We start from the raw sequence: 13,462 nt of genomic DNA, 5'->3' as shown, positions 1-13,462 counted from the left end.
TACACTGTTATATTGTTACATTTCTATAAGGTTAGCAAATATACAAAAGCTTTGTAATTTTCCTGATACAATTCTACCCAGCCACATAGTACTTTGTCGGCTTTACCGGATAGCAGAATTTGTTCAGAATAGTTGTTTAAAAAGTTTTCATCAAATTCATCCAGAACAAAAAAAGCATTTTCAGTCTGCATTTTGTGCTTAATGCTGATTTCTCCTACACAGATGTTGGGCAAAGTATACACAAATACTGCCGGACTTGGATAAAAATTATCCTGATCGTTGATGCTTTCCTGATATTTGAAATCCGTATCCAGGCTGGATGACCTGTTGGCAAAAACAATGGCCGTTCTGCTGTGATCTTCGTCTTTCAAAATGATTTCGGCGGAAAGAAAAGCCAGTTTGCTCAGGTTATCCATTTTATGAAATTTTGGATAGCTGATATCCATACTTTTATAAGCTTCTTTGGCAAATTCCTGAAAAGTTTCGCTTTGATTTTCAAAAATAAGATCTCCGTCAACGATTATCTTTGAATGTTCTATGGTACAGGTGTTCGTTTTCTTCATCACGTTCAATTTAACATTTTTCCAGTACAACAGTCGCATTACACCCTCCAAAACCAGAAGTTGTCTTTAGAATATATTTAATTTCTGCAGATTGATTTTCTTTGATGATATTCAAAGGCTGGGTTACTCCCATTTCTTCAAAATTCTTTGAGGGAAGTAAAGTCCTGTGAAGAGCACTTTCCATAGAGATAATACTCTCAAGAAGCCCTGATGCGCCCAAACAATGTCCGTAATATCCTTTCATACTGTTGAGAGGAACATTCTGAAGTTCCATTCTGTTGAAGGCAATAGCTTCCATTTCGTCGTTATATAAAGTTGCCGTTCCGTGGGCAGAAATAAAATCGATGTGTTCCGGAGAAACCTTCGCTTCATCCATAGCATTGCTGATACTGGCATACAAACCGTCCCCGGTTCTTGAAGGTCCGGAAATATGGTTGGCATCATTGATTGCGGAATCTCCCAGAACTTTAAATCTGAATTTTTCGTTTTGTGAAGGATTGCTGGTTATATAAACTGCAGCTGCAGCTTCACCAATATTGATTCCGTCTCTGTTTTTATCATAAGGCTTACAAGGTCCCGATCCTATAGCCTGAAATGAGTTGAATCCTGAAATAACAAACTCAGAAAGCTCATCCCCAGCAATGACAAAGGCATCTTTATACTTTCCTGCCTGAATCATATTCTTTGCAACAGAAATTGCCATTACCCCTGAAACACAGGCGTTGGAAACAATGATTGGTTTTGTTTTAAATCCAAAAAAATCTGCTATTTTCTGCGCTAATTTTGATAAATAAACGCCTTCAGGTAATTCAGACTGGTTTTTTAACAGGCTGATATTCCCTTTTGTGGTAGACAGAAGAAAGGCAGTGTCCTTTGATACAGTATGTTTTTCAACAAGAGGAAGCAGGCTTAAAAGAAGCATTTTTTCAAGTCTTGTGAAATTGATGGTATTCTGAGCAAAGAATCTGTTGAATTCTTCATTCAGTTTTTCAGAATCAATCATGGAAGCATAAAAAGCATCCTGATTGTCTATGATTTTATGTAAAGCAACTCCTGATTTTCCTTCCAAAAGAGCGTTCCAGTTGGAATCCACATTGAAGCCTAAAGGAGTTACACAATTATAGTCTGTGATATAAATTTCTTTCCTCATGATAATCCCATTTTATCTTTCCAGTTTTGAAAAAACTCCGGGTTGTACAGGCATAAGCTTCCGTTACTGTCCAGAAATACCTGAATTGTTTCTCCACTGCAAACCAATTGATCTTCTTTGTTGAAGATTTCATATCTGTATATCAGCTTGGCAGATATCGAATTTACGTACGTTGTTACAATTCTGAAGGTTTCTCCATATTTTAAAGGAAGAAAATGTTCGCAGGTACTTTTTACAATGGGTGTCACATATCCTGCATTCTGAATATCAAGATAGGTTAAGCCATGCTCACGGCCAAAAGCTTCTCTTCCATCTTCAAAATACACGATATAGTGTCCATGCCAGACAATTCCCAATGGATCTGTCTCATTGAATCGTACTCTTACTTCTTCAGTACAGGTTAATATATTTTCTTTAGACTGCATTTTGTTTTCTTCCGGAATTTTTATTGTTTTTTTTGGCCGTCAGGAAACTCCTGGTAATATTTGTCATAAAAATAAATTAAATATTTTGGAGTTTTCTTTCGTAAAAAATGGAAATAGCTACGGTGGCAATATAAAATAATAATAAGAATGCTAATTCTTTAGCTATTCCTCCAATTCCGCTGTTTCTTAAAATAATATCATAGTAAGCATTCAGTCCCCAGTTCATGGGAGAAAATTTAGCAACGGTCTGCATGAATTCCGGCATTAAAAATACAGGAACCCAGATTCCTCCGATAGCAGCCAAAACTACTACAGATGTCGCTCCGAATGGGGCAGACTGCTCTTGTGTATCGGCAATAGTACCCAGTAAAACGCCAAACCCAATAGCTGCCAGTCCCGCAAACAGCGTTACTGTGACAAGCTGGAACATTTTTCCGGATACATCAAATGCAGGAAGATCCATATAAGGGAAAAGATAAATTCCTACTGCAACCATCAGTAAAAACTGAATGATACAGATGATAAGATAGGTAAATGTTTTACCTAAAATATGTACAAAATATGGAGTAGGGCTTATTCTCGCTCTTACACTTGTTCCCTGACTTTTTTCTTTAACCAGATTGATGGATAAAGGAACTACAATAAAGAATATTGCAAAAAGAGTCCATGCAGGAACGTTGTGCTGAACAGAATTCGGCATTACGTCCATTTCTCCTTTCTTGGGAGTTATTTCTTTAAAACTGATCAGGTTTTTATTTTCGTCAAGATTTTCCGTGGTTCCCAGCTGATCCTGAAATGCTTTGTAAATCTTTTTATTTTCAATCTCAAAAACCATTTTGTTGACAGAATTCATTACTGAGTTTTTGAATCCTGCATTGGTAGCAGGGTCAAAGTACAAATGAATTTCTTTGGTTTTTGGGGCAGCTGTTTTTACTTTTGCAGAATCTCCTTCCAGTCCGAAAGAACTTACAATGGTCTGAACTTTTGAATCAATATTTGAATTTAAATCTTTCGTTAAATTTTCAGGAATGACGATCGCCATCTGATAATCTCCGGAAAAAACAGCATTCTGAGCAGACTTTTCATTGAAATTGGTCAGCAGCTGGAATGTTTTGCTGTTTTCCAGTTCAGCTTTTATATTTTTTGAAACTTCAGATTTATCCTGATCAATAAAAATGATCGGAATCTTTGATCCTTCAAGGTTTTTAAAGGTAGAATCCTGGATAAGGGTAATGGTTACAATCAAAAGTAATGGCATCACAAAGATGATGACAATCCCTCCGATATCTCTTTTCAGCAGAAGGATTTCCTTAATGAAGCTTCTCCACAATTTATACAACAACATCTCTTAATTCTTTTCCGGTTAATGAAATGAAAACATCTTCAAGGTTTTCTGCGCTTGCTACTCTGTTTACCAATTCTTCAGGTGTTCCTACTGCATGAATTTTTCCGTGGTCAATAATGGCAATTTTTGTACAGAATTCTTCCGCTTCCGAAAGGTGATGGGAAGTATAAATAATGCAGGTTCCCTGTTTATTTAAATCTAAAAGATAGTCAATAATTGCTTTTTTAGACTGAACATCAACTCCTACAGTGGGCTCATCCAGGAATAAGACTTTAGGATTGTGAAGTGTTCCTGCGATAAGGTTGCAGCGACGTTTCATTCCTCCTGAAAACTGTCCTACCTGTTTATTGGCAAATTTTGAAAGCCCCATAATTTCCAGAGATTCATCAATTGCTTTTTTAAGCTGGTTGTGCTTCAAACCATACAGACTTCCAAAGAACATTAGGTTTTCTTTAGCGGTAAGAGTAGGATATAGAGCATATTCCTGAGGTACAATTCCAATAATCTGTCTAATTTTAAAACCCTCTTTTTGTGGAGATAAACCATTGATGGTGAATTGTCCCGAAGTTGGCTTTATCAATCCTGAAAGCATAGAAATCAGCGTTGTTTTCCCGGCGCCGTTTGGTCCGAGAATTCCATAGATTTCATCTTTATTGATATTCAGGGAAATATCATTTACAGAAAACTCATCAGAATTTTTGTATTTCTTATATAAGTTTTTGATCTCAATCATATTTTCTGCCATATCAGATCGCTTTTCTCAGTTTTTTATAAAAAGCTTCTTCTAAATCTGCAATGTGCAGCATCGTTTTAGAAAGTTCGTTATAAATATTGCTTTTTGAGTTTCTGTTTTTGTAAACTCTCGCAATATCTACAGCAAAATCTCTCCACAGGTCACCAATGGAAGTGATTTCTTTTGATAATTCCTTGAGTTCATCGTTTTTAAGAATAACAGAAGCTTCCTGAAGAAATGCTCCATAGATGAATCTGAAACCTCCGCCTCCGGTCCCGATTTCTTCCTGCATTCTGATCAGTTGGCCCAAATAATGGTTGGTCACTTTTGTTCCCTTCTTTTCGGCCCACTTCGGGATGCTCTTTGCTACCCATCTCATGGCTTTTACGCCGATAAGCGGTACCGGTGCCAGCATATTTTTGCAGGTGTCTTTAATTCCTTTTTTAATGGCTTCTTCAAGGTTTACATTTTCCGGAACATAAATAGGATAGTACATATGTCCTTTCGGAGGAAGCGCTCCTTTTGCATATCTTACTTTTTCCAGTTCTGCTTCGGAAAGGGATGTTGTATAATCCATTACAGGGTCGCTGATAAGGAATTTTCCGTCCTCTTTTCCGTATACCACAAGATTGTGGGCATTGAAGTGGAATTTATATTCTTCAGGAAAGTAGGTAAGGTTGAAAACTCCTACCTGAAGTCCTGTAGGGATATTTTGTTCCAGATTTCTTTCTAGAGCTTTTTGGGCGTCTTTAGGGTTTGAGAATTTTTCTCTTTTGATTTTAATTCCTAATCTTTTGGCTGCTTTACTGAAAATAGCACCCGGCATCGGACGATAGCTGAAGCCCGGCGCAAAATTCACCTTTAAAAAAGGGAGATAGACAAAAAATAGTCCGGAACCAATTCCGAAAATCATAGGCTCACTTAGTTTTAAGCCTTTATTAAGCAGTAGATTAGAAGCAACACCGTTTTCGCAATGCGCAGTCTGATGGTGTTCAAAGTTTAATTTCATTTGCTGATTGTATCTTTTCATTGGAAAATGAACAGGCATATATAGCCTTATTTCATTTATTTTCCGTTGAAGTTTTTTAATTCATCCACCGAAATTCCGAATGCATCGGCATATTTTTTCAGTGCAGTTTCGCTTAGTGTTTTAAATACCTTGGGTTTAAAATGTCTTTTTACCCTCCATTGCCATAATCCTACGTAAGAAGCAAGAACACCCAGATCCATTTTATTCAGTTCCATAAAATAGGCGATAGGGCTTGCCGTATTATTGGCAACATTTTGTTTTGCTTCCTCAATTCTTTCATGAATAAGTTCCATAGATTCATCCAGAGCAGCTTTCTTGGCATCCCAGCCTGTACTGTTTGCTGTGGTGTAATTATCGTTCTCATCCGTTACATACAGAACTTCAGTCATGTTGGCGGATTTCAGGTTACTTTCGTCTTGAGGTAAGTCTTGTTTTTTCATCTAAATAATGTTCATTTTTTTAGATTTCAGATGAAATAAAATTCACCTGTTTTTTTGATTATCTAATCAGGTGGCTAAAATAGTGAAAATACATTATATGTAAATCATATTAAATCTGAGTGAGTTATTGCTTTGACACAAAGGCTGTATCAAACATATTTAGAGGTACTGATAACCTAATCCAATTATGTTAAATTGTTGATATTTATAAAGTTTTGTTAATTATTAGGGATATATTTTTTATTTGATTGTTTTATCTATATTTGTCTGTGTTAAACAACAAAAACTAATAATCAAAAACAAATTAAATTAATGAAAAATTTAAAATTGCTTACAAAGACTGAGTTAAAAGAAGTGAAAGGAGGATTAACTGCTTACATTTCATGTGCTAATGGAACTAATGGTCAAATTCGTAATGTGAATGTCAATACTGATATTGCTTCTTCTGCAGAACAGATTTGCGGCGGAAATGATTACGAGGTGATTATCTAAGGAGATATTCAATACTTCAGTTAAAACTTAATCCTACTTTATTGTTTTATAAAAAATAAAACCTTTAAGTAAATCATAGGCGGGGCAGAAATGTTCCGCTTTTTTCTTGTTTTAAACTGTTTCTTCCTGATGATCAGAGTTTCACGGATCTTTGAAATGTTTCACGTGAAATAATTCCTCTTGTGAGGATTTTTTTAATTTGTATTTCATTGGTTTTCAATTATATTATGATGGTTTTTTTTAATTTTAAATAAATAAAAAATGTTTTTTATTGTAAGGCAGTTGTAATCAATTCAATAGAAGTAGGCTTTAGCCCACTTGCAAAAAAGAAAAAATCACCTGGCTTTAGCCAAAACCTATATTTTTAACACAAATGGCACCAATGAATTGCACAAATATTCACAAGCCATAAGATCAAAAATAAAAAAGCTGTACGTTTTGTACAGCTTTTTTATTCTATGTTGAATTGATCTTTACGATTTGACCTCCTGAATAAACAGGTTGATTTCTGCTCTGATCAATAATTCGTCATTATAAAATGTTTCACAGAAGATGTGGCAGATGTTTTCAAACTGTGAAATAAGAGATGCCTTGGAAATGATTTTGTCATTCACTTTTGGAAGGGCAAAAACTTCAATCTTCTTGATATTGGTAATGAATCCGATTACTTTAGTATCTGCTTCAGGATTTTCAAAGAAGCTTTGTCCAAGAATTGATGAACAGGTTTGTGCCAGATTCTCAATTAATCCGGCTTCCACGAACTCATTGTTGTGAACAAAGACATTGTCTTCTTTTATTTCAAAGGAAGTCACTACTTTTTCTTTGGTCAGTTCCAGGATATAGTCTGCCATAAGCATCGGTTCACGATGTGGTAAAAAGTTGTGTATATTGATGATATTCTCTTCCTTTATTTCCATTTCCAGTTTATTTTACAGCGGTTTTCATTTGAGATTTTGCAATCACTTCACCGTTTAGTTTGGTAACAATATCCACAAGAGTTACTCCCATTACTTCATTGAGGATGGTTACCTCAGATTTCAGTTGGTCTCCTACTTTGGGCAGCATTTCAGCTTCAAAAGATTTGATGGCTCCTATATACCCGGTTGGGGCATCTTTTCCCAGCAGATAATATTTATATCCGGTATGAAGGGCAACACTCTGTGCCTGATGCTCAATAAGCCCAGAAGCCTGAAACAATCCGTCCTGGATGAAAAGATTGTCTTCTTTGATCTCAAAACCGGATAAAAGATGGTTTTCAGAATAATCTGATAACTCATGTACCATTACAAAAGGAAACCGTTGCGGAATAAGGCTTTCTACAAAATCTTTATCGGATGTGGGCAGTCTGTTTTCCATTAGCAAACTGTTAGTAAAGCACAAGAGTAAGCGAATCTTCCACTTTCAGGAACACAAAGAAGTACTTTTTCTCCTTTTTTCAATGTCCCGGAATTCATCAGTTCTTCAAGGGCAATAAATATAGATCCAGCTCCGATGTTTCCAACCTCAGAAAGATTATAGAACCATTTTTCTGCCGGGAAATCCATTCCTTTTTTAGCAAACTCTTCCTTCAGTCCGTCTTTGAAATATCCTGATGAAATATGAGCTAATACATGGTCGATTTTTTCAGGATCTAAATTATGTTTGTCAAAAGAAGATCTTAGACTTTCCGCTCCTTTTACAAGGATATATTTATCAAGGATTTTAGTATCCTGTTTGATGGCAAAGATAGATTGCTTCAACCATTCATCAGAAGGGTAATCTGACCATGATTTCAGGCTTCCGTCTTCAAGTTTGTCACATCCCGCATACATACATGCTTCAATTTCGTGTGCATAAGAATAGAAATCAATAAATTCTACTTTTAACGAAATACCGGTTTCTCTCGGTTTGTTTTGCAACAAGAAAGCACCTGCACCGTCAGAAAGCATCCATCTCAGGAATTCTCTTTTGAAAGCAATGATAGGTCTTTCTTCCAGTAATTTTAAATTTTCAGCCTCGTGGTTGAATTTGTCAGCAGTCATCCATGCAGACATTCTTTCGGAACCTGCGCATACAGCACTTTCCTGCACACCAGCTTTTACAGAAAGGAATCCATAGTTCAGGGCATTCATTCCTGAGTTGCAAAGGCCGGTTGAAGTATTAATCTCAATAGATTTTCCGATGTTCAGTTCACCATGTACCATAGAAGCGTGAGAAGGCTGTATCTGGTCTGGTGAAGTAGTTCCTACGGATAATAATTTCATATCTTCCTTTTTGAAATTCTCATCAAAAAGTCCTTCAATTGCTTTTGCAGTAAGCTGCGCATTAGAGTGCGTAGGGTTTCCTTCTTTGTCTAAAGCGTAGTATCTTGTTGTGATTTTATTATTTCTTAGGATAAGTGATTTTGCTTTAGATGGCGCATCATTGATAAGCCCAAGATAAGTCTCCATTTCATCATTCGCTACCGGCTCATTGGGTAAGTATTTTGATGCTTTTGTTATAAATACGTCGTACATTCTATTTTAAATTAATTCCTTGTAAATATCTTTTTTGTTTTTGTCTTTTAAACCAAAATATAGGGGTTGTAAGCAGGTGTAAAACCAAAACGACAGGTGAGATAATCCATATCGCTGCCATCAAATATACCTTAAAGAATTTTATCAGCAATGGGCGTTTCTCTTTTTTCTTGATAATCAGGTTAGACCATACGGTGAAAATTTTATTTCCTACCTTTTCTACCCGTACCAAAAACGCACGGATTTCAATGGCACCGTTTTTAACAAGGTCCGGCTGCAAATTATTAAGGTCATTATTATTAAAATGTCTTTCAATAATCTCGCCATACTTTACTGAGCCCGTGATTTCTTCATCAGAAACCCCTGCAGCGGGAAGCATCCCTGATTTTTCTTTCTGCCCCGTTGTAAGCCATCGTAGAATAGTCAAAACACTCGTATAATTGTCATGCCTGTCTACCAGTGCAATATTCCCTACAAGTTTAGCTTGTAAATCTCTTAAGTATACCTTTAATTTCTCCTGGGAGAGCATCCACATATTTCTGGTTCCGGAGATGGTGACTACAGGCGCATCTTTAAGAATGCGTTGTGCATAACCACTCTTTAAAAATGAAATAATAGGAATGGATGGTGTGAGATACCATACCTGATATCCGAAAAGAATAAGGTCGTACTTTTTGTTCAGAATTTCTTCCGAAGGAGGAAGAATTTCTTTTGGAATCTGTAAATAAGACTCTGGGAATGTATTGAAAAAAACATCACCTGGCCAGGGAAAAGGAAAATCTTCCTTTAGCTGAATGTTGTAATATGTAATATCATAAGCCTCCTTTTTAGCTTCAAAAGGTTTGGCTATGTTTCTCACGATATCTTCGAGTTGTCCGGTTTGTGAATAATATATGACAAGTATATTTTTCTTCATTAGTTTTCTTTAGCGTTTACAAAAATATGTTTTTCATATTTATTATTTAGTTTTAAATACTTTTAATGATTCAGAACTAAATTCCAGTGTATAATTATCGTTTTCAAACGAAGCATTCTTTGTGTCGACAAAAATAATGGTCTCGGGAAGAACCTGAATCTCATTGAAGCTGAAATGATCATGGGAGATCAAAAGAACATCAATCTTTTTAGACACTTCCGAAAGGTCTTTTATATACTGTATCTTTCTTCTTTTTACCAGATAGCTGTGCGCAGCAATTGCTCTTTTTTCATCACTTTGTATCAGAGAAAAAATTCTTCGGCTGGCCTGATATAAAGTCAATAATACATCTTTCTGTCCGAAGTCATCTGCCATGTGAAGGATATTGGCTTCATTGGAAATATGCTTATTCAGTTCGAAATATACTGATTTTTTGGTGTTGAAGTCTTCTTTTACTTCATTTACCACTTCACTGTCTTTATAAAGGTAGCTCAGGAACAGTTTCTTTTTAAAATAATTCTCATCCTCAATCTCTTCTCTTAGTGTTGCAAACTCTTCTCTGAAATAAGCATTGATCTTCTTTGTTCTTTCAGAATAGTTTTTGCCGAAGCTCATATCGTCTTTACTTATTCTGTTGCCTACTTTTACGGTAATACTTCCGTCATAGATAATGAAATCTCCTTTCGGTAATACTTCAGAATTTCCGTGGATATAAAGTGGAAGAACATCCAGACCAAATTGCTCAGCAAGGTAGAATGCTCCTTTATGGAATCTTTTGACATCATTGGTATAAGAACGTTCTGCTTCAGGGAAAACAACCAAAGAATATCCCTGTGCAATTTTTTCTTTCAGCTTATCCATTCCATTTTCAATTCCCTGTGAAACGGGATAAAAGCCAAGTGCTTTTACCAGTTTTCCAAAAACAGGAGATTCATATACCCAGTCATTGACCAGATAGATGATTTTGTGGGTAGCCATTGCAATCGCCAGCGTATCTAAGAAAGACGTATGATTGGCAATGATGACAGCCGGTTTGCTGAAGTCTTCTGACGGATTTTTAATCACTCTTTTCTTTACAAAAGGGGTTAAATAAAGTACTGATGTCAAAAACTTAGCGAGAATTAATTTGATAATATCTAACGTTCTTCCCTTGGAGTTTTTAATAAATAAACTTCCGAAAGCAGAAAATATCAATCCACCCAATCCGTAATATAAAAATGAAAATATAGCCCGTAAAAATAACCTGAGCGTAATAGGCGACAGACCTTTCTTTGCCCGGTTGGTAATGAATAATCTGAACCAGAAAGGATATAGGGTAGAAGTGATGATAATCACGGAGAACATTCCGATCAGGGCAACTAATGCTAAAGAATGCAGCGCAGGATGCTTGGCAAAGATCAGGGAGCCAATCGAAAGAATGGTGGTGAAAACAGCAAGAATAATGGACGTTCTGTAGGTAGGTAATTCATTTTTGCCTGTTGTATGCTCTTTTTGCATCGCCTGGGTCAGGAAAATACTGAAATCATCCCCAACTCCAAATACCAGTGTACAGACTACGGTACTGAAAATATTTAATTCCAATCCTAAGAAATAAAGAATTCCAGCGGTTACAACACCCGTTAAAACAATCGGGAACATGGTAAGAATGGTGAGTTCAAGATTTCTGAAGAATACAATAATTGTCAGAACAATTGCTAAAAGAGAATAATTGATCAGCGTATTGAAGTCTCTCTTCAGCAAGCCGAGGAAATTTTCGTTCATCTGCTGGCGGTCAATCGCAAGAGCATCATGTTTCTTTTCAATATCTTTAATGAAAGCATCTCTTTTCTTTTCATCCACTTTTACTACATTGGAAACGGTGTAAAAACCATTTTCGCTGCTCATGAATTCTGAGATCTGAAGAGCCTTTACCTTTTCATAGTCTTTCAGGTTTAATGCAGTATAGTTTTTATGCAGAGCTTCATTGAAGCTGTCAAAAGCTGAACCATTGAACCCAAATTTGTTTCCATTACTGACCAGTTCAGAAATAGTCTGATTTTTCTTAGAATCATTCCAGAAGCTGTTCCATTTCTCAATCTTTTTTTGCTGGTCTTTTTCTGAAAGAACAATATTTCCGATAGAATTGTAACTTAATATCTTACCTTCTTTTTTCTCTTTTTCAAGGAAGCTGCTTAACTCAGAATTACGGGTTAATGCCTCCTCTTCAGAATTTCCATAAGAAATCGTATAAATAGATTTTGAAGTAATATCCGAGAGCTTCTGTAATTTGGCTTCACTGATTTTCAGATCTTTTGGAATATAATTAAGATCACCAATATCTTCATTAAAACCTACATGCCTGAATCCGAAAAGGCAGGCAAGAATGATGATAGAACACCCTATAATCAAAGGTTTGTTTTTCTCATAAGGATAAGATCCTATCTTGTCGATGAAATTCGTATTATGGTTTTCTCCTTTTTCTTTGGGTTTATACAGCTGAGGAACGATAATCAATGCTGAAACTGAAGAGAGAATGACGGTGATAGCAGCGAAAATCCCCAGGTCTTTCAAAGCTTCAGAGCGTACAAAAACCAGACACAGGAATGAGACAGCTGTCGTCGCGCTGCTCAATATAATAGGCTGGGTGATTTCTTTATAAAGCTCTTCAATATTATTGTTGTGCTTGTAATGGGTAAGAATATGCAGGGCGTAATCTATTGTAATTCCGATCAGAATAGCTCCTACACTTAATGAAATGGCTGAAATTTTGTCTTTAATAAAATAAAGAACAAGTAAGGCTAGAAGTACAGAGAATACTGTTGGTAAAAAGACAATGATAGGCGTAAAGAAATTCCTGAAATAATAGATCAGAAGCACCAGAAGTACTGTCATAGAAATAACTACTGTATTCTGAATGTCTTTTTTGATCTGTTTAGCATTCGCCACAGCAATCACCGGAGAACCAAAATAACTGGTTTCTGTTTTTCCCTTGAACTGTTTATTAAGACCATCTTTTATTGAGTTGAGTTGGTCTACAAAAACTTCATTGGCTTTCGTGTCATTACTTTTATTCTTTGGATCAATAAAAAGTAACAGGTTTTTGCCGTCTTTGGTGACAATATAACTGTCTTCAAGCTTGAAATCTTTGCTGATGTTTAAGGCATTTAATTTTTTAATTCCTAAAAAAGTAAGTCCTAGAGGATCTTTTTTTATAAATTCCTTAGTAACAAGACTTGTTGGGGAAACCAGTGATATATAATTATTCTCTACCTGCTTGGCAATGCTGTCTTTCTGAAGTTTACGGTCTATTTCCCTGTAATCATTTTCATTAAGAAATAAGGGTAAGTTTTGGCTTACGAAATCAAATGTTTCCGAAATCTCATTATCATTCACTTTGCCCTGAACAGAACCTATATACTTTTGTAAAGGCTCTATCTTCTGCAAAAAAGTATCTGCCGTTTCGGAAAGCTGGAAGCTGTCTTCACCAGATTTATTCTCTATAATAACAATAATTTTATCTGAAAAATTAAGCTGCTTAAGAACTTTTGCTGTAAGATCAGATTTTTCATTTTTAGGAATGATCTGATTGATATCTTCCTCAAAATTGATCTTTGATGCAAAAAATAAGCATAAAACAGCAATTCCTAAGGCTGTAAGTACAGATAGGATTTTATTTCTGGAAATCAGATAATATAAAAATATAAAAAAACGATGCATTGCATGTGAATCAAGTCTGCAAATTTAATTTTTTAAGCATTAGTTCAAAATAGTTAGAGATAAGTTTTGTCTGAAAATCAATAAAATATTCTAGGAAGAATGAAAAAATATTCTACTTTTGCAAAAGTTCCCCTTTAAAAAAATGTATTTTAAATCACAATTATTATTAAAAAATAA

General features: G+C 35.6%; 13 protein-coding genes. 1 reads left to right on the top strand and 12 read right to left on the bottom strand.

Features of this window, described 5'->3' with window-relative positions:
* Window positions 1-23: 23 nt before the first annotated feature.
* The 7 genes from ACTJIP_RS17895 to ACTJIP_RS17865 all read right to left on the bottom strand — a co-directional run bounded on the left by ACTJIP_RS17895 (window position 24) and on the right by ACTJIP_RS17865 (window position 5,686).
* Entirely contained in the window at window positions 24-563 is a 540-nt protein-coding gene (locus ACTJIP_RS17895; protein ID WP_440704902.1) for a 3-oxoacyl-ACP synthase, read from the bottom strand.
* A 10-nt stretch (window positions 564-573) separates the two neighbouring features.
* Window positions 574-1,713: a beta-ketoacyl synthase N-terminal-like domain-containing protein gene (locus ACTJIP_RS17890; RefSeq protein ID WP_440704901.1), complete on the bottom strand. Its 1,140-nt coding sequence runs from the start codon at window positions 1,711-1,713 to the stop codon at window positions 574-576.
* Window positions 1,710-2,138, bottom strand: coding sequence for an acyl-CoA thioesterase (locus tag ACTJIP_RS17885; RefSeq protein ID WP_077419547.1), 429 nt, complete (start codon window positions 2,136-2,138; stop codon window positions 1,710-1,712). The genes ACTJIP_RS17890 and ACTJIP_RS17885 overlap by 4 nt, the downstream gene beginning before the upstream one ends.
* A gap of 76 nt (window positions 2,139-2,214) precedes the next feature.
* The gene (locus ACTJIP_RS17880) at window positions 2,215-3,483 is read right to left on the bottom strand and encodes an ABC transporter permease (protein WP_440704900.1); all 1,269 of its coding nucleotides are present in this window, start codon (window positions 3,481-3,483) and stop codon (window positions 2,215-2,217) included.
* A complete protein-coding gene (locus ACTJIP_RS17875; RefSeq protein WP_219071878.1) occupies window positions 3,470-4,228 on the bottom strand; it encodes an ABC transporter ATP-binding protein in 759 nt (252 codons plus the stop codon). The genes ACTJIP_RS17880 and ACTJIP_RS17875 overlap by 14 nt, the downstream gene beginning before the upstream one ends.
* A 1-nt stretch (window position 4,229) precedes the next feature.
* Window positions 4,230-5,225, bottom strand: a complete 996-nt coding sequence (locus tag ACTJIP_RS17870; protein ID WP_149835523.1) for a BtrH N-terminal domain-containing protein — start codon at window positions 5,223-5,225, stop codon at window positions 4,230-4,232.
* Between the two features lie 56 nt (window positions 5,226-5,281).
* Window positions 5,282-5,686, bottom strand: coding sequence for a hypothetical protein (locus tag ACTJIP_RS17865; protein WP_077419550.1), 405 nt, complete (start codon window positions 5,684-5,686; stop codon window positions 5,282-5,284).
* 327 nt (window positions 5,687-6,013) lie between these two features.
* Between ACTJIP_RS17865 and ACTJIP_RS17860 the strand changes: the two genes are divergently transcribed.
* Window positions 6,014-6,178, top strand: coding sequence for a hypothetical protein (locus tag ACTJIP_RS17860; protein WP_175627306.1), 165 nt, complete (start codon window positions 6,014-6,016; stop codon window positions 6,176-6,178).
* Between the two features lie 473 nt (window positions 6,179-6,651).
* Here the strand turns inward: ACTJIP_RS17860 and ACTJIP_RS17855 are convergent, their stop codons facing one another.
* The 5 genes from ACTJIP_RS17855 to ACTJIP_RS17835 are packed head-to-tail and all read right to left on the bottom strand — an operon-like array spanning window position 6,652 to window position 13,285.
* Window positions 6,652-7,095, bottom strand: a complete 444-nt coding sequence (locus ACTJIP_RS17855) for an ABC transporter permease (protein WP_180564739.1) — start codon at window positions 7,093-7,095, stop codon at window positions 6,652-6,654.
* Window positions 7,096-7,102: 7 nt separating this feature from the next.
* Complete coding sequence (locus ACTJIP_RS17850) at window positions 7,103-7,534, bottom strand: hypothetical protein (protein ID WP_077419553.1); 432 nt, start codon at window positions 7,532-7,534, stop codon at window positions 7,103-7,105.
* Window positions 7,534-8,673, bottom strand: a complete 1,140-nt coding sequence (locus tag ACTJIP_RS17845) for a beta-ketoacyl-ACP synthase III (protein WP_077419554.1) — start codon at window positions 8,671-8,673, stop codon at window positions 7,534-7,536. The genes ACTJIP_RS17850 and ACTJIP_RS17845 overlap by 1 nt, the downstream gene beginning before the upstream one ends.
* Before the next feature lies 1 nt (window position 8,674).
* On the bottom strand, window positions 8,675-9,589 hold the full coding sequence (locus ACTJIP_RS17840) for a dialkylrecorsinol condensing enzyme DarA (protein ID WP_180564738.1): 915 nt from the start codon (window positions 9,587-9,589) through the stop codon (window positions 8,675-8,677).
* 42 nt (window positions 9,590-9,631) lie between these two features.
* A complete protein-coding gene (locus ACTJIP_RS17835; protein WP_077419556.1) occupies window positions 9,632-13,285 on the bottom strand; it encodes an MMPL family transporter in 3,654 nt (1,217 codons plus the stop codon).
* Window positions 13,286-13,462: the final 177 nt, after the last annotated feature.

The organism is Chryseobacterium sp. 22543 (assembly GCF_052044565.1).
Classification (GTDB): Bacteria; Bacteroidota; Bacteroidia; order Flavobacteriales; family Weeksellaceae; genus Chryseobacterium.
This window is presented reverse-complemented; position numbering and strand designations above follow the sequence as displayed.